This is a genomic window from Arthrobacter sp. ATA002 (assembly GCF_026898095.1).
In the GTDB taxonomy this organism is placed as follows: domain Bacteria; phylum Actinomycetota; class Actinomycetes; order Actinomycetales; family Micrococcaceae; genus Arthrobacter_B.
On the sequence record NZ_CP114015.1, the window covers coordinates 1,223,112 to 1,242,155 of the forward strand.

Here is a 19,044-nt window from a genome sequence, read left to right on the forward strand (position 1 = left end):
CGTTGAGCTACCTGAGCCGCCCAGTAGCTGAGCGGCCGGGACACTGAGCAGCCGGCTCACTGGGCGGTTAGCGAGCGCGCAAACAGCGGCCCGAGACCGGCAAATCCGGCGCGGCGCACGGCTTCCCGCTGCCGGTGGGCGCCGGTCCCTGCCGACAAGACATGCGCGATGCCGGTCCTAACGTATGGATAGTCGCCGGATTCTTCCAAGGCGGGGCGGACGTACTCCAGCAGGGCACCCACCTGGTCCGCCGCCGTCCGGCCGGGACCGCCCCCGGGGCCGTGGTCCAGCAGGTTCCCGGCCAGGCCGAAGCGTGCTGCCTGCCACAGACCCGCATCCAGCAGCTCCGGATCAGCCAGGTCGCCGGGGCTGCCTTCCGGATCGGCGGCGGTTTCAGCCAGCAGCGTGGTCACCAGCCCGCGGATCATCAGGGCCAGCAGGACCGACTCCCTGGCCTCCAGCTGGGCATCGGCCACCCGGACTTCCACAGTGGGAAAGTTGTTGGACAGGCGGGCGATCCAGCCGATGTGCCCCGGATCCAGAACGACGTCGGTGGCCGTGAGACGCGCAATCCGGGCCTCGTAGTCCGCTGCGTCCCGGAAAAACGGCGGAAAGCCCTGTACCGACCAGCGGCGGTAGTGGATGATCCGCCAGCTTGCGAACCTGCTGTCCCGTCCCAGCCAGTAGGGGGAATTGGCGCTGACCGCTGCCAGCGTGGCCAGCCAGGGGCGCAGCCGGTTCAAGACCTGGACCCCCTCTTCCCTGCTGGGAACCGCGACATGGACATGCGTTCCGTTCACATACTGTTCGTCTCCGACGCCGCCCGCCATCTGGCTCATCTGCTGGTAGCGCAGCGTGCCGCTGACGAGCGCAGGCCCCGGCGCGGCCAGGGGAGCGGCGCCGGTGGGAGCGGCGGCAAGTCCCGCCTCGGCCGAGGCAGCAGCCAGGCGGCCGCGGAAGTCGAGCAGGGAAACCAGTGCTTCCTCCGGCTCGGTACAGATGGGCGTGGTGCTTTCCACCTGGCAGGCCAGGAATTCGGCGGGACTCGTGAAGCTTCTGCCGTCACCGGGGGTCAGGGCACTGATGACCTCGGCGGCCCGGGTGCTCGGCGCTGTGCCGTTCGGACCCGTAAGCAGGAATTCCTCTTCGATACCGAAGGTGACCACGTAGTACCCCTGTTCCGCAGCAGAGCATCAGTTGATATGGATCAGGCCCTGAGGGCGAAGCCCCAGAGTACATGCGTCGGAGCCGGCGGGACAGGTAGTGCCGCGGCCCGGTACCCCGGTAGCAGTCCGAGGGACAGGCGCGTCCGGTTACGGGCGGCTGCGCCGGCCCGGAGCCCCTGCGGGCAGCATTCGCCAGGACAGGGTCAGGTAGGGAAGCTCGACCGGTTCGCCGGGACGGTGGCCCAAATGTTCAAAGAGATACCAGTCAAGATTGGCCAGGACCCTGCGGCGCACGGGCTCGGCCGCGGAGAGGTAGTAGGACCGGGACTTCGCCAGTTCCACCAGGTCCCCGCAGGTCATTGGCTGGGACCAAGGCGTGACGGAGGATGCATCCGGCACAAACTCGGGGCCGGTCACCGGACGAAAATTCGGCCGCAGGACGTCACCGGCGTGGATGATGCGGGAATAGCGGTGGACCCACGGGACACTTACGTCCAGCTGGTTCCATACGAGCCCCAGAAATCCGCCCGGCCGCAGGATCCGGGCAAGCTCCGCACTGGCGGCGAGGGGGTCGCACCAGTGCCACGCCTGGGCGACGGTGACAGCGTCCATGGACGACGCCGTCAGCCCGGTCGCTTCCGCCGTTCCCACCTTCACGGGCACCCCGGGCAGTGCATGCTGCAGCTGCCGGAGCATGTCGGCGGAGGGGTCGACGGCGGTGGGACGGTATCCCGCGGAGAGCAGGGAACGGGTGTACTTGCCGGTTCCGGCACCGATATCGGCTACGCGGGCGCCGGGCTCCCGGCCCGTTGCCGTCACTGCCCGTAAAAAGCCAGTGGACAGCTTCCGGGGGATAGCCCGGACGAATGCGGTCGTAGTGTTCGCCCCCGGCTTCATAGCTGCGTGCCAGCTCCCGGCGCCGCTCCGCCTCGAGCCGCGGGCCCGGTGTTGCTCCAGTCATGCTCAGAGCAGGTCGTCCAGACCCGGGTTCAGTTTGGCGAGCACTTCGCTGTGCAGGGCACCGTTGGTGGCGAGCGCATTGCCGCCGAACGGGCCGTCCTCGCCTTCGAGGGAGGTGAAGCGGCCCCCGGCTTCGGTGATGATCGGAACCAGAGCAGCCATGTCGTACAGGTTCAGCTCCGGCTCGCAGGCAATGTCCACGGCTCCTTCTGCGACCATGCAGTAGGACCAGAAGTCACCGAAGGCGCGGGTGCGCCAGACCGACTCGGTCAGCCCGATGAACTCGTCGAAGTTGCCGCGGTCCTTCCAGCCGCCGAGGCTGGAGTAGGACAGGGAGGCATCGGAGAGACTGGAAACGTTGGACACCCTGAGCCGGGTGGCGGCGGCCAGAGACCGTCCCATGTAGGCGCCGGTGCCGGTCGCGGCCCACCACCGCTTGCCCAGCGCAGGGGCGCTGACCACACCGAGGACGGGGACGCCGTCGTCGACCAGTGAGATCAGCGTGGCCCAGACGGGAACGCCGCGGATAAAGTTCTTGGTGCCGTCGATGGGATCGATGACCCAGCGGCGGGGGCCGTTGCCGGTGGAGCCGAATTCCTCACCGAGGACGGCGTCGCGCGGCCGGGCACGGGAGAGCTGCCCGCGGATGGCGTCCTCGGCAGCCTTGTCCGCGTCGGTCACGGGGGTCAGGTCCGGTTTCGTCTCGACCTTGAGATCCAGGGCCTTGAAGCGCGACATGGTCTGGTCATCCACGGAATCGGCCATGACGTGGGCGAGTCGCAGGTCATCGTTGTAGTTCTGAGCGAACGGCATACTGTTCAACTTATCCTTATTCGGCGGGCGCTGCCCGCGATTGGACGGCTCAGGGCCCGGTGCGGCGCCGGTTGAGGCCGGTTCCGGGAAGCCGGAGCAGTTACTGCGCGCCTCACTGCGCGCCCAGTTCCTTGGCCGAGGCGCGGTTTTCGGTCCGTGTCCCGGAGCTGAGCAGCCTCCGCAGGGACGCCAGCCGTGCCCGGCCCGCCGCTCCGGCCCGTCCCGACTCCACCCACGAATCCAGTCCGCAGTCCCGGGCCTGGTCATCGTGCCGGCAGCCGCGTTCGCAGGCTTCAGTGCCCGGTGCCAGATCCGGGAAGGCCTGCAGGATCCGGTCGGGGTCCACATGGGCCAGGCCGAAGGACCGGATGCCGGGGGTGTCGATGATCCAGCTGCCGGGAGGAGCGTCCAGGACCTTCAGGGCCAGCGCCGAGGAGGAGGTGTGCCGTCCGCGCCCGGTGACAGCGTTAACGCCGCCGGTGGCGCGGTCGGAACCGGTCAGGGCGTTCACCAGCGTGGACTTGCCGACGCCGGAGTGGCCCACGAGGACCGAAACCCGGCCCTTCAGGTGGCTGTGCAGCTGCTGCACGGCGTTCCCCTGCAGCCGGGCTGACAGTCCGTCATCGGACCGGGCATCTATGCCGGACACATCGTCGGCCGCGGTGCGGCTGATGATGACGTCAAGGTCCAGGTGCTCATAGTTCGCCAGCAGCTCGGCCGGGTCCTTGATGTCCGCTTTGGTGATGCAGAGCAGCGGGGAGATGCCGGCGTCGTAGGCAGCGACGAGGGCGCGGTCGATAAAGCCGGTGCGGGGCTCCGGATTCGCCGCCGCCACGACGATGACCAGCTGGTCGGCATTGGCGACGACGGCGCGTTCCACCGGGTCGGTGTCGTCGGCACTGCGGCGCAGCAGGGTCCGGCGGTCCTGAATGCGCACGAGGCGGGCCAGGGTGTCCGGTCCGCCGGAAACGTCCCCGACCAGCGATACGAGGTCTCCTGCCACCACCGGGTTTCGGCGCAGCTCCCGGGCCCGCGCTGCGGTGACGATGCGTTCGCCGGGGGTGTTCTCGTCCACGACGGCGGTGTAGCGGCCGCGGTCGACCGTGATGATTCGTCCGGTCACGGCATCGTCGTAGGCAGGGCGGTCCTTGGTCCGGGGACGGGAGCCCTTTTTGTTGGGGCGGATCCGGACGTCCGATTCATCCCAGCTGCCGGTGGAGCGTGGCATCAGCGGATGCCCCCGTCCGTTGCCGTACCCCCGGCGGGCGCCGGGGCGGCGGATGCCGTGGCTGCCAGTTCCTGCCACAGCTGCGGGAATTCGGGCAGCGTTTTGGCGGTCGTGCCGATGTCCTGGACGTCGACACCGGGCACGGCCAGCCCGATCAGCGCTCCCGCAGTTGCCATTCGGTGGTCCGCATACGTTTCGAAGACGCCGCCGTGGAGGGACGCCGGGCGGATGGCCAGACCGTCGGGCGTTTCCTCGGCGTCCCCGCCCAGCCGGTTGATTTCCGCCGTCAGGGCAGCGAGCCGGTCAGTTTCATGGCCGCGGAGGTGGGCTATGCCGGTGAGAACCGACGGTGAGTCCGCCATGGCACACAGGGCGGCGACGGTGGGGGCGAGCTCACCGGTGTCGGCGAGCTCGGCTCCGGTGACGCGTCCGGTGCCGGTGACCGTAAGGATGCCGTCGGACAGCGTCACGCTGCCGCCCAGACGCGGCAGGATCTGCCGCCACCGGTCTCCAACCTGGGTGGTCCGTTCGGGCCAGCCGGCCATCCGGACGGTGCCGCCGGCCACCAGCGCAGCCGCCAGGAAGGGGCCGGCGTTGGAAAGGTCCGGTTCGATTCTCACGTCGAACGCCCGGATCGGCCCCGGAGCAACCCTCCACTCGTTCGGCACTGAGTCATCCACATGAACGCCGGCGCCGCGCAGGACAGCCGCCGTCATGGCGATGTGCTCGCGGCTGGGCACGTGTGAGCCGGTATGAACCAGGTGGAGGCCATCCCGGAAGCGCGCTCCTGCCAACAACAGGGCGGAAACAAACTGCGAGGATGCCCCCGCGTCTATTTCCAGCCGACCGCCGGCAACCTGGCCGGTCCCGCCCACGGTGAACGGAAGGGAGCCAGTGCCGCCGTCGTCCACTGCGACGCCCAGCCCCCGCAGCGCGGCGATGGTCGCGGACATGGGGCGCAGGCGCGCATGCGGATCGCCGTCAAAGGCGGTGGAGCCGTTCTTCATGGCGGCCAGCGGCGGCACGAACCGCATAACCGTTCCCGCCAAACCGCAGTCGATCCTGGCCTCGGAGATGCTGCCCGTTTCCAGCGGACGGACCTCAAGGTCCGGACCGAAGGCGCCGTCGCCGTCGATTTCCCGCACCTCGGCGCCCAGCGCCCTCAGGGAGGCAACCATGAGCGCGGTGTCACGCGAGTGAAGGGGAGCCCGGAGCCGGCTGGGTCCGTCGGCCAGCGCTGCGAGGACCAAATACCGGTTGGTGAGGGATTTGGAACCCGGGATGCGGACCTCGGCGTCCAGCGGACCGGTGACCCGGGGGCGGGCCAGGGAGAGACTGTCTGCGGTTCAGCGGGGAAAGACATCTGGCTAGGAACCCACAATGCCGGCGGTGGTGGTGCGGACGGTGCGGTTGGCCTTCTTCAGCTGCTTGGCGGCGTCCTTCTTGACCGCCCGCGACTTGCGTCCGGCGTCCCTGCCCAGTGAGGAAACACTGCGGCGGGTGTCATCGGCCAGGTGGCCGGCACGCCATGCCAGTCCGGGGCGGCCGTTGGTGTCGACTGCGACCAGCAGGACAGCACCGATCAGCGAGAGGTTCTTCAGCAGGGCCGCGCGGCGCGCCTTGCGCTCGTCCGGGGTGTCAGTGTCGGCATTCTTGTACTCGACAACGGCATTCAGCACCGCGGTTCCTGCCAGCAGCACGCCGGAGAGGCGCGGCAGCTTGCCGAGGGCCAGCAGTGCGCCGGCTCCAACCTGAGTTGCTCCGAGCACCTTGGCGACCAGCTGGGGGTTGCCGCTGACGGCGGATGCGGACGGGACCATGCCGCCAACACGGTTGAGGGTTGGACGCAGCTGCTCGGCTGTCTGGTCGGCATCACGCAGGCGGTCAACCCCGGCTGCAATGAACCCGGTGGCGAGCAGCGGGCGGGCGAGCAAACGGACAACTGACATATTGACCTCCTGGTTGCTGTCCGGGCTCGGAATAGCCCGGGCAGAATACTCCTAGTTTGGCACTTTTAACGAGCCGGCACATCTCAGGCGGGCCGCGGGTTCCGTAATGCGGCGACGGAATAAGCTTCTTCACTCCTGCGTTGAGAGAACATACGGCATTTACGCCGGCTCGGGTAATGCCGGTCCCGGGACTCCACAGGCGGCGCCTTCGGGGTCCGCGAACCAGTGAGGAGACTAAGCAGTGCCAGTTGCCTTGGTTATGCCCGTTCCTGCGGCCGCAGCCACAGGAACGTCATCCGCAGCAGTATCTTCAGTTCAGCTCAGAGTTAAGACTCCGCCGCGCACCGTAGACTTGGAACTGATGAGAACTGATGCGCCGGAAGGCAGCCCCCAGGTGGAAGACTCCGAGCTGGATGTCGCTTCCGAATCGGAAGAGGCCCGCAAGAGACGTTTTGAGCGTGACGCCATGCAGTACGTGGATCAGCTGTACTCCGCGGCCATGCGCATGGCCCGTAATCCCTCCGACGCGGAGGACCTGGTCCAGGAGGCGTACACCAAAGCGTTCTCCGCGTTCCACCAGTATCGTCCCGGTACCAATCTGAAGGCCTGGCTGTACCGCATCCTGACGAATACGTACATCAACCTGTACCGGAAGCGTCAGCGCGAACCGCTGCAGGCAAATTCGGATGGGGTGGAGGACTGGCAGCTTGCGCGCGCCGCCGAGCACAGCTCCACGGGGCTGCGGTCCGCCGAAGCCGTGGCGCTGGACCATCTCCCGGATTCGGATGTGAAGGATGCGCTGCAGTCCATTCCCGAGGAGTTCCGATTGGCAGTCTATTTCTCCGATGTGGAGGGATTTGCGTACAAGGAAATTTCGGAAATCATGAATACCCCCATCGGAACCGTAATGTCACGCCTTCACCGGGGCCGGAAAATGCTCCGCGAATTGCTCGCAGAATATGCACACGAACGCGGTATCCGCGGTAAGTCGGCTCCGGCCGCCGCAGGTGCCGGCCAGAACAAGAAACAGGGAACACGCTATGAGCGATTGCCAAAGCCTGGGCGATTGCGAGGATGCCCGCATCGAACGGCTGTATGAATACCTGGACGGTGCGCTGTCCCACGACGACATCGTGGAAATCCAGGAGCACCTGGACGGGTGCCCCGAATGCGCCGAGGAGCATGACCTTGAGTGCGTCATCCGCTCCGTGGTCAAGCGTTCCTGCACCGAAGCCGCACCGGAGACCCTCAAGGCCAGCATCCTGGCCCGGATCAGCCAGATCCAGACCGCCGACCACTAGGGCGGGGTCACCCGGACCAAAAAGAACCCCCGGCAGCCGTGAGGCTCCGGGGGTTCTTCCCTAGTGGCGGTGGGCCACACGGTTAGCTCCAAGACTTACGTGTTGGGACGCTTACCGTGGTTGGCGCCGCCGCGCTTACGGTCACGGCGCTTGCGTGCACGCTTGCTCATAGCTGCCTCCTTCGTTGTGCTGAAAGTTCTGCCCTCCAGTGTCCCACAGGGTGAGCCCGACAACCTAAACCACGGGCCGGGATCCCGGCGGATTACTCGACCGTGCTGCCGGCAGCCATGAGGGCGTTGCGCTGTTCCCGGCGCTGGGCCTGCTCGGCAGGGTCCGGCACGGGTGCTGCCGCCAGCAGCCGGCGCGTGTACGCGTCCTGCGGGTACTTCAGCACCTGCTCCGTGGACCCCTGCTCGACCATGATGCCCTTGTTGAGGACCGCGATATGGCTGGCCAGGATTTCCACCACCGCCAGGTCATGGCTGACAAAGAGGCAGGCAAAGCCGTACTGCTGCTGCAGGTCCTGAAGCAGGGCGAGAACACGTGCCTGGACCGACACATCCAGGGCGGACGTTGGTTCGTCCGCCACCAGGAGCGACGGACGCAGTGACAGGGCACGGGCAATCCCCACGCGCTGGCGCTGCCCGCCTGAAAGCTCGTGCGGGTAGCGGTTGCGGAAGTTCGTTGGCAGCTGGACATCATCCAGCAGGCCTTCGACGCGGCGGTCCAAATCCGCACGGGAGAGTTTCTCGTGGAGGAACAGCGGCTCGCCGATGGACTCGCCGATGGACATGCGCGGATTCAGGGACGCCGCGGGATCCTGGAACACGATGGCGAATTTCCGGCGCAGGGGCAGCATCTTCTTGGGGGACAAGCCGGCGATATTGGTGCCGTTGATGTCCACACTGCCGGCACTGACCGGGAGCAGCCCCGTGACGGCCCGGGCAATCGTGGATTTTCCCGAACCGGATTCCCCGACCAGGCCCATGACCTCGCCGGGGTTGATGACGAAGGATACGTCCGAGACGGCCTTGAACCCCGGCTGGCGGAAGCGCCCGGGATACTCGATCGAAACACCGGTGAGCTGCAGGGCAGGAACCACGCCCGCGTCAGGAGTGGCAAGGCCCGCTGACTCCCGAAGCACGGCCCGCGGGGCATCGGTGATCTGCAGGGATCCGTCGTCTTCCACCTCGACGGAGGACAGGACTCCGCCGACTACTGAACCCAGGTGGGGAACGGCAGCCAGCAGCTGGCGGGTGTACTCCTCCCGGGGTTGGTGAACAGCTCGGCCACGGGTGCGGCCTCCACGATGCGGCCCTTTTCCATGACCACTACCTTGTCGGCAAGGTCAGCCACCACACCCATGTCATGGGTGATGAGCATGACCGCGCTGTTCAGTCGCCGGTTCAGGTTCCGGAGCAGCTCCAGGACTTCCGCCTGGACCGTAACATCCAGGGCGGTGGTGGGCTCATCGGCGACCAGGAGAATGGGGTCATTAGCAATGGCGATCGCAATCATGGCCCGCTGCCGCTGGCCGCCGGAGAACTGGTGCGGGTAGGAACCGTACCGCCTCTCCGGCTCGGGGATTTCCACCATGCGCAGCAGCTCAATGGCGCGTTCCTTGGCCTGCGCCGGAGAAGCGTCCGTGTGCTGCTCAATGATTTCCTTGATCTGCTCGCCCACGGTGAGCACCGGGTTCAGCGCCGTCATCGGCTCCTGGAAAATCATGGCAATATCATTGCCGCGGATTTTCCTCAGCGCGGACTGGGGAGCCCCGATGAGCTCCTTGCCCTGCAGCTTGGCGCTGCCCTTGGACCGTCCGTTGCCCGGCAGGAGTCCCAGCAGCGCCATCGAAGACATGCTCTTCCCGGATCCGGATTCGCCCACAATGGCCAGAATCTCGCCCGGGCTGACGGTAAAGGACACGTCCTCGGCCGCCATCACCCACTCGTTGTCCACGCTGAAATCGACGCCCAGGCCCGATACTTCAAGAATCGGAGCCGTACCCGCCGGTGAAGTGACGTCGCTGTACAGGGTGCCGAACTCATTGCTTTTTCCTTGTCTGTCGGGGATCAAACGCATCCCGGAGGCCGTCGCCGATGAAGTTGACGGTGAGGGCGATGGCCACGATAAAGATGCCGGGCCAGAAGAAGAGCCACGGACGGGTGGTCATGGCGGCCCGGTTCTCATTGATGAGCTTGCCCAGGGAGGTGTCCGGCGGCTGCACACCGAGACCCAGGAAGCTCAATGCCGTTTCCAGCAGGATGGCACTTGAAATTGCCAGGGTGGCGGACACGATGATGACACCCACCGTGTTGGGCAGGATGTGCTTGAAGATGATCCGGCGGGAACTGGCCCCGACGGACTTGGCCGCCTCGACGAACTCCTTTTCCCGCAGCGAGAGGAACTCGCCGCGGACGATGCGTGCCAGGTTTGTCCAGGTCAGCAGGCCAAGGAAGACGGCGAAGACCACGATCCCGAAGTCGGACACGATGCTGGCCAGTACGGCAGCCACCACCAGCAGGGGAATGGTGATGATGACGTCGGTAAAACGCATCAGGACGGCCTCGGCGAATCCCCGGAAGTACCCGGCAAAGGCGCCGACGACGGTTCCTACAATTGTTCCCACGATGCCCACGACGAAGGCGATGGTCAGCGAGATCTGGGCGCCGCGCATGGTCATGGCAAAGTAATCGCGTCCCAGGGTGTCCTGACCGAAGGGGTGGTTCCCCAGTCCGGTCCAGGACAGTGTGGGAGCTCCACCATCTTCCAGGGGCATCACCGTGGAAAACGTGTGCGGCCACCAGCCGGGGATGCGGAGCGGGCCCACGGAGAGACCAATGGAGGTGAAGGCCAGCAGCACGATGAAGATTAGACCGGCCAGGCCGGCGAGGGCCCCCTTGTGGCGGAAGAACCGTTCCCGGACCAGCTGGCCCTGGCTTTTCGCGGCGGTGATTTCCGGATCTGCAGCTATCGCCCGGGTTGCGGGAGCATCTGCGATGTCCGTGTTCTGGCTTTCCAGAGTCATGCTTGTCAGCTCCGGGCTGCTGCCCGGGGTTCCGGACGGTATTTTTTCAGTCATGGTCTCCGCCTATCAGTTCAGGCTAATGCGCGGGTCGAGGAACGCGTACGCGATGTCGGCCAGCATGTTGAAGGTTACTGCGGCCACGCCGGTCACCAGGAAGAAGGCCATGATCACGTTGGGGTCCACGTTTTCCAGGCCCTCAGTGAACATTCGTCCCATACCGCTCCAACCGAACACAGCCTCGGTAATAACGGCACCGCCAAGGACGCCGGCAAAGTCGAACGCCATCAGGGTGGTGATGGGAATCATGGCGTTGCGGAAGGCGTGTTTGACGACCACGGTCCGTTCGCTCAGGCCCTTGGCCCGGGCGGTGCGGACGTAGTCCTGGTTCATGACCTCGAGCATGCTGGCCCGTGTGTATCGGGTGTACGTGGCAAATGAGATCAGCATGATCGCGATGGTGGGCAGCACCAGGTACAGGGCGTAGTCCAGGTTGATTTCCCAGAAGGTGCCCTGCAGGTTGGGAGTCGAGGAGCCGGTCGTCGGGATCGGCCGGCCGCCGTTCTTGCGCGCCAGCGACGGGTAGGCACCCAGCAGGGCATCGATGAAGACGAAGACTCCGATGGACAATCCAATGACTGCCGTGAGGTTACGGGTCTGTTTGGCGTACGGCCCGCCGACAAAATGGCCGATGGCCAGTGACACCACGAGGGTAAGCACGGCCAGCCCGGCTACGATGCCCCAATTGGGATCCTGCATCAGGGGCTGGGTGAGCAGATACGCAATGAAGCCCACGGCGGCGGTGGCGAGGGCGGCGTACACAATGCGGCGTCGGCGGAAACCCGCCAGCAGGGCGGTAAGGCCCAGGGCCAAGCCGAATGCGGTGATGAGGAGGCCGATGGGCCCCAGGCCCGGAGTCTTGAACCAGTTGGTAATGAGCAACAGGTAGAACGTGACCGCGGTGGCAACGGCAGCGATGGCGAAGACACGCAGGCGGCGGTTCCGGTCGCCGCCGAGGGCCACAGCCGCGATGACGCCCGCTACGAGGCCTACAGCGGCTATGCCCAGATAGGACATTTGGGGATCGGCCAGCCAGGTGTTCAGGTCAATCGCCAGGTACTGCTTGAGCAGCGTGGAGAGCCAGAACAGCGGCATGGAGAAGAGCAGGAAAGCAACGAAGGTAATGGAGTAGTCAAAAACGCTGTACTGACGAAGGGCCGTGATGAGACCCACGGCGACACCGAGGACGAGGGCAATCAGGGTTGCCACGACGACGAGCCGGAAGGTGGAACCGATCGCGGTCTGCAGCTGGTCGATCACGGGATTGCCGGCACGGTTGAGTCCGAGTGTGCATTCCGCACCGCCGGGGACGATGCAGCGGCCCACTTCCTGCAGCCAGAGCAAATAACGGACGGCAACGGGCTCATCCAGGTGCATCGCTGCGGTTCGCTGGGCAATGCGGGACTCGCGGTCGGCGCTTTGCAGTTCGATCAGGTCATGGAAGGGATCGCCCGAGTTGACGGCAAGGATGAACATCAGCACCGTGGCGGCGAGCAGGATAAAGAACGAGGTCACCGCTCTTTTGAGGATAAAGAAGAACACCGAAGGCTCCTATTGGGGGTGGTACGTAAAGCCGTTAGCGGGACAAAAGTTTGGGATGGGCAGACCAATGGTCTGCCCATCCCGCTCTTTAGCCGTTGAGGCGCGGTGCCTTGGTTAGGCCTGCTTGGTCCACTTGAAGGCGTTCCAGGTCACGCCGCTCTGGGTGGGGTTGTAAACCACTTCCTCCATGTTGGAGTTATGGGCGACGATGTCAGCGTTGCCGAAGAGGACGACGTTGTAGACGTCCTTGGCGAGTTCTTCTTCGAGTTCCTTCTTCAGCTCCAGCACGCGGTCTGCGTCAGTCGTCCGGGCAATTTCGTCCCACAGCTCATCGACCTTTTCACTCTTGAACTTGCCGTAGTTCTGGACGCCTTCGGAGTCGTAGATGGACTGTCCGCTGGCCACCAGGCCGGATCCGGCCCAGGCGAACAGAGCCGCGTCCCAGGAACCGAGTTCTTCAAGCTTCTGGCTCCACTGAGCGTCAGGAGCGGCAATAATGTTGAAGCCGGCCTGATCGCACGAGTCCTTGACCAGGGCGGTGATGTCGGCGCGCACCTGGCTGGCGGCGGAGAACAGCATGCGCACGTCAACGGGTTCAGTCTTGCCGGCTTCCTCCATTAGGGCCTTGGCACCTTCGAGGTCAACCTCGTCGTATTCGGACGCTGCGGGTGCTGCTTCAAGGACCTCTTCGTATTCCTCCTGCGACGGCTGGTATTCGCGCAGGTTCAGTACCGTGGCTTCCGGGTCAACCGGTGTGGCGAACTTGTCGACGATGTCCTGGCGCGGAACACACTTGGAGAAGGCCTGGCGCACCTTCAGGTCCTTGAACACGCCGTTTTCGGACTGGTCCAGGTCGATGTGGGAGAAGGTCATGCCGGTGTCGGTGAGCATGGTGACAGTGTCGCCGATGGCCTCGATCTGGTCCTTGGTGTCACCGGTGGGACCGGACGGCTCAATGACGTCCACGTCACCGTTCTGCAGGGCCTGCACGACTTCGGTGTCATTAATGGTCTTGAAGATGATGCTCTCGGTGGCAGCCTTGCGCTCTTCGCCCCAGTAATTCTCGTTGGCGGTCAGCGTCAGGTTTCCACCGGCTGCATTGTCCAGTTTGTACGGACCGGAGGAGGGGATGAGGGCTGCATCGGGCAGCGAGGGCAGGCCCTCGGCGTAGCTCCAGCCGGTGTTCCAGAACTCGGCAACCGGCTTCAGCGACGCAAGGTCGTTGTCCTGGATGGCTGCGATGAGTGCTTCGCCGTCGTTCTCGACGCTCAGTCCGCCCTGTTCCGCGGCAATGTGCGCGGGCATGAGCGAACCGATCATCAGGTTTTCCCAGTCGGCGTAGGGAGTCTCGTAAACGTACTCGAACTCCTTGGCTCCGGCTTCACCCTCGGGCATGGCCAGGTACTCGTAGCCGTTGTTGGAGGACGGCTCGAAGATCTCGGCCTCGCCTTCCAGAACCTTGCCGGAGAAGGCAGCCCAGTTGAGCAGGACGTCGTCGAAGTCGATCGGCGTGCCGTCGGACCAGACTGCGTCTTCGTTGATGGTGTACTTCACGGTCAGGGGATCGTCGCTGACCTTCTCGAAGGTGCCGAACTCTTCGTTGCGGATCACGCCTTCGGGGCTGTACTCGGAGAAGTTAGTGTGCACCAGGTTGTCAACGTACGTGTTGTACACGCTGTTGGACTTGGACGTTCCGCCGTTGTAGAAGTCCGGAGCCTGGCTGATGGCTAGGGAAATGGACGACGCGAGGTTGGCTTCCTCTGTGGTGTCGCTTTCGGCGGTTTCGCCGCCTCCGGCTGAGCCGCAGGCGCCAAGGAACAGGGCTCCCACGGAAAGTGCGGCAAGAGTTGCCGTGCGCTTTGTACGCATTCGTAGTCCTAACTGAGGATGAGTCGTCAGGAACCACCATCGGCGGCTCCCCCAAGCGGCCGTGATGACCGCCACATGTTCCGAAAGACTAGCCACTAATTGTTTCAAGTGTGCTAACTGTTAGCGGATGTTAACTGATCGTTACCTGTGGACCGGGGAGCACGATGTGCAGGAGGGTTGCGGGGCGGGCGCTGGAGCTGAACTTCCGCGGCGGAGCGCGGAAACGGACCGCTGCGGGCAGCCGCGCCGGAAGATATCGGAAGGGGGGTGTTGCACAATGTTTCCTAATGTAAGAGCGGGCCCCGGGAAAGACCGGGACCCGCTTTTCATCAGGATGTGCTGCGCCGTGGCGGTGCGGGCGCCGTGCCTGCTAGTTCATATCGGGCAGGTCGAGCCAGCGGTACCAGCCGCGGTGCAGGACCAGCCATGCCATCAGGCCGTAGCCGGCCTGGCCGGGGGTGCCGCCGTTGGACGCCAGATCGGTGCGCCACTGTTCATGGTTCAGCAGCGGCGTGAGCGTATCAACGTACACGTGCTTGCGCCGCGTCGTGACGTCCCCGAAAGCGGCGGACAAATCCGAAAGCCGGCGGTTCCGCTCGGCGTCGAGCCCGGGCGGGGGGCCGACGACGAAAACCTTGATGCTCATCTGTGCGGCCCCGTCCAAAATGTTGGCCAGGTTGAGGCGGCTGCGCGCCGTTGACAGGCCAAGGTCCAGGTCGCGGTCCGACAGGCCGATCACCAGACGGTTCTCGCAGTGGTCATCGAACCTGCGTCCGGCTTCGGAAAGCCAGCGGTTGGCCAGCGATTCGGTCCCCTCCCGGGGCGCAGCGAGGGTGTACGCCTGGACGCTCACATTTTCGGGCGTGGTGCGGGCCAGCACACGGCCCAGCCAGCCCAGAGCCCGTGGGTCTCCGTGTCCGGCAAGCAGCTCATCCCCGACGGCTGCAAGCCTGATTCTGCGTTGTTCCACTAGTCACCTTCTCCGGTCACAAAAAACGGGGTGGGCCGCCGGCGCCCCACCCCAACTTAGCCTACTGACGTTCGAAGGCCTTCTTGACAAGGATGTCCTGCTCCACGGCGTGGCGCTTGGCCGAGCCGGTGGCGGTGGACGCCGACGCCGGGCGCGAGACCAGGCGAAGCGGCCGGTCCAGCTGCGCCGGCAGGTTTAGGCCGATAAACGGCCACGGGCCCTGATTGGCGGGTTCGTCCTGTGCCCACACGATGTCAGCGTTCGGGTACTTGGCGACAGCGGCCTGGATTTCCGCGACGGGCAGCGGGTACAGCTGCTCGACCCGCACGATTGCGGTTTTCTCGTCTCCGGCCTTCTGGCGGTTGGCCAGCAGGTCGTAGTACAGGCGCCCGGACACCAGCAGCACGCGTTCGACGGCGTTTGCATCCAGATCGGCATGCTCGGGGATGACCGGCTGGAACGAACCCTGTGTGAAGTCCTCCACGGACGTTGCCGCAGCCTTCAACCGCAGCAGCTGCTTCGGCGTGAAGATAATCAGCGGCTTCCGCGGCCGGCTGTAAGCCTGGCGCCGCAGCAGGTGGAAGTGCGAGGCACCCGTGGTGGGGTTGGCAACAATCATGTTGTCCTCGGCACACATCTGCAGGAAGCGCTCGATCCGGGCGGACGAATGATCCGGGCCCTGGCCCTCGTAGCCGTGCGGCAGCATCAGCACCAGCGAGGAACGCTGGCCCCACTTCTGCTCGGCGGAGGAAATGAACTCGTCAATGATCGTCTGGGCGCCGTTGACGAAGTCGCCGAACTGGGCTTCCCACAGCACGAGCGCATCGGGGCGTTCCACGGAATAGCCGTATTCGAAGCCCATGGCCGCGAATTCCGAAAGCAGGGAATCATAGATCCAGAGCTTGGCCTGGTTGGGATCCAGCTCCGCCAGCGGGGTCCACTCTGCGCCGGTGGCGCGGTCGTGGAAGACGGCGTGGCGCTGGGTGAACGTGCCGCGGCGCGAGTCCTGGCCGGCAAGGCGTACGGGGACGCCCTCCATGACCAGGGATCCGAAAGCTGCGATTTCCGCAAAGCCCCAGTCGATGCCGCCTTCGCGGGACATCTGCTCGCGCTTTTCCAGCAGTGCCTTGAGCTTCGGATGCACAGTGAAGCCCTCGGGTACGGCCACATGGGCCTTGCCGATGTGGGCCAGCACCTCGGCGGAGATCGCCGTGGACGCGGGCGACACGATCGTGCTGCCTTCCTGCTGGGAGGCCGGGCGTTCCAGATCGGAAACCGCTTCGGTGTCCTTGGTGATGACCGGCAGGGGAGAGGTCTGGGCGGCATGCGTTTCGGCGAAGACCCGCTCCAGGCGGCCCTGATAGTCGCGCAGCGCCTGCTCGGCTTCTTCCTGGCTGATGTCGCCGCGTCCGATCAGGGACTCGGTGTACAGCTTGCGGACGGAGCGCTTGGCCTCGATCAGGCTGTACATCATCGGCTGCGTCATCGAGGGGTCGTCGCCCTCGTTGTGCCCGCGGCGGCGGTAGCACACCATGTCGATGACGACGTCCTTGTTGAAGCGCTGACGGTAGTCGTAGGCCAGCTGCGCAATGCGCACAACCTGCTCCGGATCGTCACCGTTCACGTGGAAGATCGGCGCCTGGACCATCTTGGCGACGTCGGTGGAGTACACCGAGGAGCGCGAGGAGGTGGGCGAGGTGGTGAAGCCGACCTGGTTGTTGACCACGATGTGGATGGTTCCGCCGGTGCGGTAGCCGCGCAGCTGGGACAGGTTCAGCGTTTCCGCCACCACGCCCTGGCCTGCGAACGCGGCGTCCCCGTGGATGAGGATGGGCAGGACAGGGAACTCGTCGCCCAGGTCCAGCCGGTCCTGCTTGGCACGGACGATGCCTTCGAGGACGGAGTCCCCGGCTTCGAGGTGCGAGGGGTTGGCAGCCAGGTACACCTTGGTCTGGTTGCCGTTGTCGGAGGTGAAGGTGCCTTCGGTGCCGAGGTGGTACTTTACGTCGCCGGAGCCCTGGACGCTGCGCGGGTCCTGGGTGCCCTCGAATTCGCGGAAGACCTGGGCGTAGGTCTTGCCGGCGATGTTGGTCAGCACGTTCAGGCGGCCGCGGTGCGCCATGCCGATGCCGACCTCGGCCAGGCCGTCGTCGGCTGCGCCGGAAATAACGGTGTCCAGCAGCGGAATCAGGGATTCGCCGCCCTCCAGCGAGAAGCGCTTCTGGCCGACAAACTTCGTCTGCAGGAAGGTTTCGAAGGCTTCAGCCGCGTTGAGCTTGCTGAGGATGCGCAGCTGCTCTTCGCGGGTGGGCTTGCTGTATTTGGTCTCGAGGCGTTCCTGGAACCATTCGCGCTCTTCGGGGTCCTGGATGTGCATGTACTCGATGCCGGCCGTGCGGCAGTAGGCATCGCGGAGCACGCCGAGGATTTTGCGCAGCTTCAGCATCGGCTTGCCGCCGAAGCCTCCGGTGGGCCATTCCCGGTCCAGGTCCCAGAGGGTCAGGCCGTGGTTCAGGATGTCCAGGTCCGCGTGGCGGCGCTGGACGTACTCCAGTGGATTCGTGTCGGCCATCAGGTGGCCGCGGACGCGGTAGGAGTGGATCAACTGCTGGATGCGTGCAACCTTGTTGATCTGCTCTTCCGGGTTCACCTGGATGTCAGGGCTCCAGCGGACCGGCTCGTAGGGGATCCGCAGCGACTCGAAGATATCGTCGTAGAAGTTCTGGTCGCCGAGGAGCAGCTGGTGGATGATGCGCAGGAACTCGCCGCTGCCGGCGCCCTGGATGACCCGGTGGTCGTAGGTGGAGGTCAGCGTGATGATCTTGGAAATGGCGTTGCGGGCGAGGATCTTTTCGTTTGATCCCTGGAACTCCGCCGGGTAGTCCAAAGCGCCGGCGCCGATGATGCAGGCCTGGCCCTTGGACAGGCGGGGCACGGAGTGAACCGTTCCGATGCCGCCCGGGTTGGTCAGGGAGATCGTGGTGCCCTTGTAATCGTCAGCCGTGAGCTTGCCGTTGCGGGCCTTCTTCACGAGGTCTTCATAGGCGTGCCAGAACTCCGAGAAGTTCAGCGTTTCAGCCTTCTTGATGTTCGGCACCACGAGCAGGCGGGTGCCGTCAGGCTTGGGCATGTCGATGGCCAGGCCGAAGTTCACGTGCGCGGGCTGAACGGCAACGGGCTTGCCGTCAACGACGTCGTAATAAACGTTCTGGGACGGGAACATGGCCGCTGCACGGATGATCGCGTAGCCCAGGAGGTGGGTGAAGGACACCTTGCCGCCGCGGGCGCGTTCCAGGTGGCTGTTGATGACGATGCGGTTGTCGATCAAGAGCTTTGCCGGGACAGCGCGGACCGTGGTTGCGGTGGGGACGCTCAGGCTGAGGTCCATGTTGGTGGCGATCGCCTTGGCGGGCCCGCGCAGGACGTTGACCTTGTCTTCCTCGGCGGCGGCGCTGCTCGGCTGGGTCTTGGGCAGCTGCGCCGGGATCGGCGGTGTTTTGCTCTCGGCAGTCTTGCTGTCGGCTGCCTCAGTCTTGGCCTCGGCCGGCTTGGAGTCCTTGGCGGCGGAATTGGAAGCGGCGGGTTCCTTCGCGACCGGCGGCTTCCCCGACTGCTGGGACGCAGCGGGGGATTCTCCGGAGGCCTTCGGTTTGGCGGACTCGGCGTGCACTACCGGAAGCTGGCGTGTGGCCGGGTTGGCGCCAAGTTCACTCGGGGCAGAGCCGTTCCCGTTGGAAGCGGAGGTGCTGGAGCTCTGGGCTTCCTCATCCTTGAAGGAGTCGAAAATGCTCCACCACTTCTTGTCAACCGAGTTTTTGTCCTTCAGATACTGCTCGTAGAGTTCATCGACAAGCCACTCGTTGCCGCCGAATTCTTCCGGCAGCCGGTGGTTGGATTGGTCTGGCACTGTTAATACGCCTCTTCCATGAGTTGCCTTTTGCCCTGATTGGCACCATGTCTGAGGGCTCGTAGCCTCAAAGCTCTCTGGTGCGGCCCGGCCGGTGTGCAGTGACCGAGACTTCATGCCAGTCTAGTGACAAGGCGGGACAACTGGCCAATTCCCGTTTGATATCCGTCACGTCCGGGCAGAGCCGGGCAGAGCCGGGCAGAGCCGGGCAGAGCCGGCACGGAACAGTCCGGATGGACCCGGAGCGGCTCCCG

At 65.1% G+C, this 19,044-nt stretch carries 14 protein-coding genes and 1 pseudogene; 2 read left to right on the top strand and 13 right to left on the bottom strand.

What is annotated here, in order from left to right; translation table 11 throughout:
* Nucleotides 1–56: 56 nt before the first annotated feature.
* The 6 genes from OL239_RS06180 to OL239_RS06205 form a co-directional block, all read right to left on the bottom strand.
* Nucleotides 57–1,166, bottom strand: a complete 1,110-nt coding sequence (locus OL239_RS06180) for a carboxylate-amine ligase (RefSeq protein WP_268911145.1) — start codon at nucleotides 1,164–1,166, stop codon at nucleotides 57–59.
* A gap of 147 nt (nucleotides 1,167–1,313) precedes the next feature.
* Complete coding sequence (locus tag OL239_RS06185; RefSeq protein ID WP_442864231.1) at nucleotides 1,314–1,985, bottom strand: class I SAM-dependent methyltransferase; 672 nt, start codon at nucleotides 1,983–1,985, stop codon at nucleotides 1,314–1,316.
* A gap of 144 nt (nucleotides 1,986–2,129) precedes the next feature.
* Entirely contained in the window at nucleotides 2,130–2,939 is an 810-nt protein-coding gene (gene hisN / locus OL239_RS06190) for a histidinol-phosphatase (protein WP_268911146.1), read from the bottom strand.
* Nucleotides 2,940–3,051: 112 nt separating this feature from the next.
* A complete protein-coding gene (gene rsgA / locus OL239_RS06195) occupies nucleotides 3,052–4,167 on the bottom strand; it encodes a ribosome small subunit-dependent GTPase A (RefSeq protein WP_268911147.1) in 1,116 nt (371 codons plus the stop codon).
* Nucleotides 4,167–5,495 (bottom strand): 3-phosphoshikimate 1-carboxyvinyltransferase, encoded by a 1,329-nt coding sequence (aroA, locus tag OL239_RS06200; RefSeq protein ID WP_268911681.1) that lies wholly within the window; start codon nucleotides 5,493–5,495, stop codon nucleotides 4,167–4,169. Before aroA ends, rsgA begins: the two co-directional genes overlap by 1 nt.
* Nucleotides 5,496–5,534: 39 nt before the next feature.
* The gene (locus OL239_RS06205; RefSeq protein ID WP_268911148.1) at nucleotides 5,535–6,116 is read right to left on the bottom strand and encodes a DoxX family protein; all 582 of its coding nucleotides are present in this window, start codon (nucleotides 6,114–6,116) and stop codon (nucleotides 5,535–5,537) included.
* A gap of 361 nt (nucleotides 6,117–6,477) precedes the next feature.
* Between OL239_RS06205 and OL239_RS06210 the strand changes: the two genes are divergently transcribed.
* Together OL239_RS06210 and rsrA are read left to right on the top strand one after the other, a co-directional pair.
* Nucleotides 6,478–7,215 carry a sigma-70 family RNA polymerase sigma factor gene (locus OL239_RS06210; RefSeq protein WP_268911149.1) on the top strand — a complete coding sequence of 246 codons (738 nt, stop codon included), beginning with the start codon at nucleotides 6,478–6,480 and terminating at the stop codon, nucleotides 7,213–7,215.
* The gene (gene rsrA / locus OL239_RS06215) at nucleotides 7,157–7,417 is read left to right on the top strand and encodes a mycothiol system anti-sigma-R factor (RefSeq protein WP_229965159.1); all 261 of its coding nucleotides are present in this window, start codon (nucleotides 7,157–7,159) and stop codon (nucleotides 7,415–7,417) included. The genes OL239_RS06210 and rsrA overlap by 59 nt, the downstream gene beginning before the upstream one ends.
* Nucleotides 7,418–7,512: 95 nt before the next feature.
* On the opposite strand, the gene OL239_RS20055 is transcribed toward rsrA, so the two are convergent.
* The 7 genes and pseudogenes from OL239_RS20055 to OL239_RS06245 form a co-directional block, all read right to left on the bottom strand.
* Complete coding sequence (locus OL239_RS20055; protein WP_369299106.1) at nucleotides 7,513–7,587, bottom strand: 50S ribosomal protein bL37; 75 nt, start codon at nucleotides 7,585–7,587, stop codon at nucleotides 7,513–7,515.
* 92 nt (nucleotides 7,588–7,679) lie between these two features.
* Nucleotides 7,680–9,499: pseudogene (locus OL239_RS06220) on the bottom strand (dipeptide ABC transporter ATP-binding protein).
* Entirely contained in the window at nucleotides 9,462–10,499 is a 1,038-nt protein-coding gene (locus OL239_RS06225) for an ABC transporter permease (protein WP_268911150.1), read from the bottom strand. The pseudogene OL239_RS06220 and the gene OL239_RS06225 overlap by 38 nt, the downstream one beginning before the upstream one ends.
* A 12-nt stretch (nucleotides 10,500–10,511) precedes the next feature.
* The gene (locus OL239_RS06230; protein WP_268911151.1) at nucleotides 10,512–12,044 is read right to left on the bottom strand and encodes an ABC transporter permease; all 1,533 of its coding nucleotides are present in this window, start codon (nucleotides 12,042–12,044) and stop codon (nucleotides 10,512–10,514) included.
* 114 nt (nucleotides 12,045–12,158) lie between these two features.
* A complete protein-coding gene (locus tag OL239_RS06235) occupies nucleotides 12,159–13,913 on the bottom strand; it encodes an ABC transporter substrate-binding protein (RefSeq protein WP_268911152.1) in 1,755 nt (584 codons plus the stop codon).
* 370 nt (nucleotides 13,914–14,283) lie between these two features.
* Complete coding sequence (locus tag OL239_RS06240) at nucleotides 14,284–14,883, bottom strand: GDSL-type esterase/lipase family protein (RefSeq protein ID WP_268911153.1); 600 nt, start codon at nucleotides 14,881–14,883, stop codon at nucleotides 14,284–14,286.
* 61 nt (nucleotides 14,884–14,944) lie between these two features.
* Entirely contained in the window at nucleotides 14,945–18,790 is a 3,846-nt protein-coding gene (locus tag OL239_RS06245; RefSeq protein WP_268911154.1) for a multifunctional oxoglutarate decarboxylase/oxoglutarate dehydrogenase thiamine pyrophosphate-binding subunit/dihydrolipoyllysine-residue succinyltransferase subunit, read from the bottom strand.
* Nucleotides 18,791–19,044 lie beyond the last annotated feature (254 nt).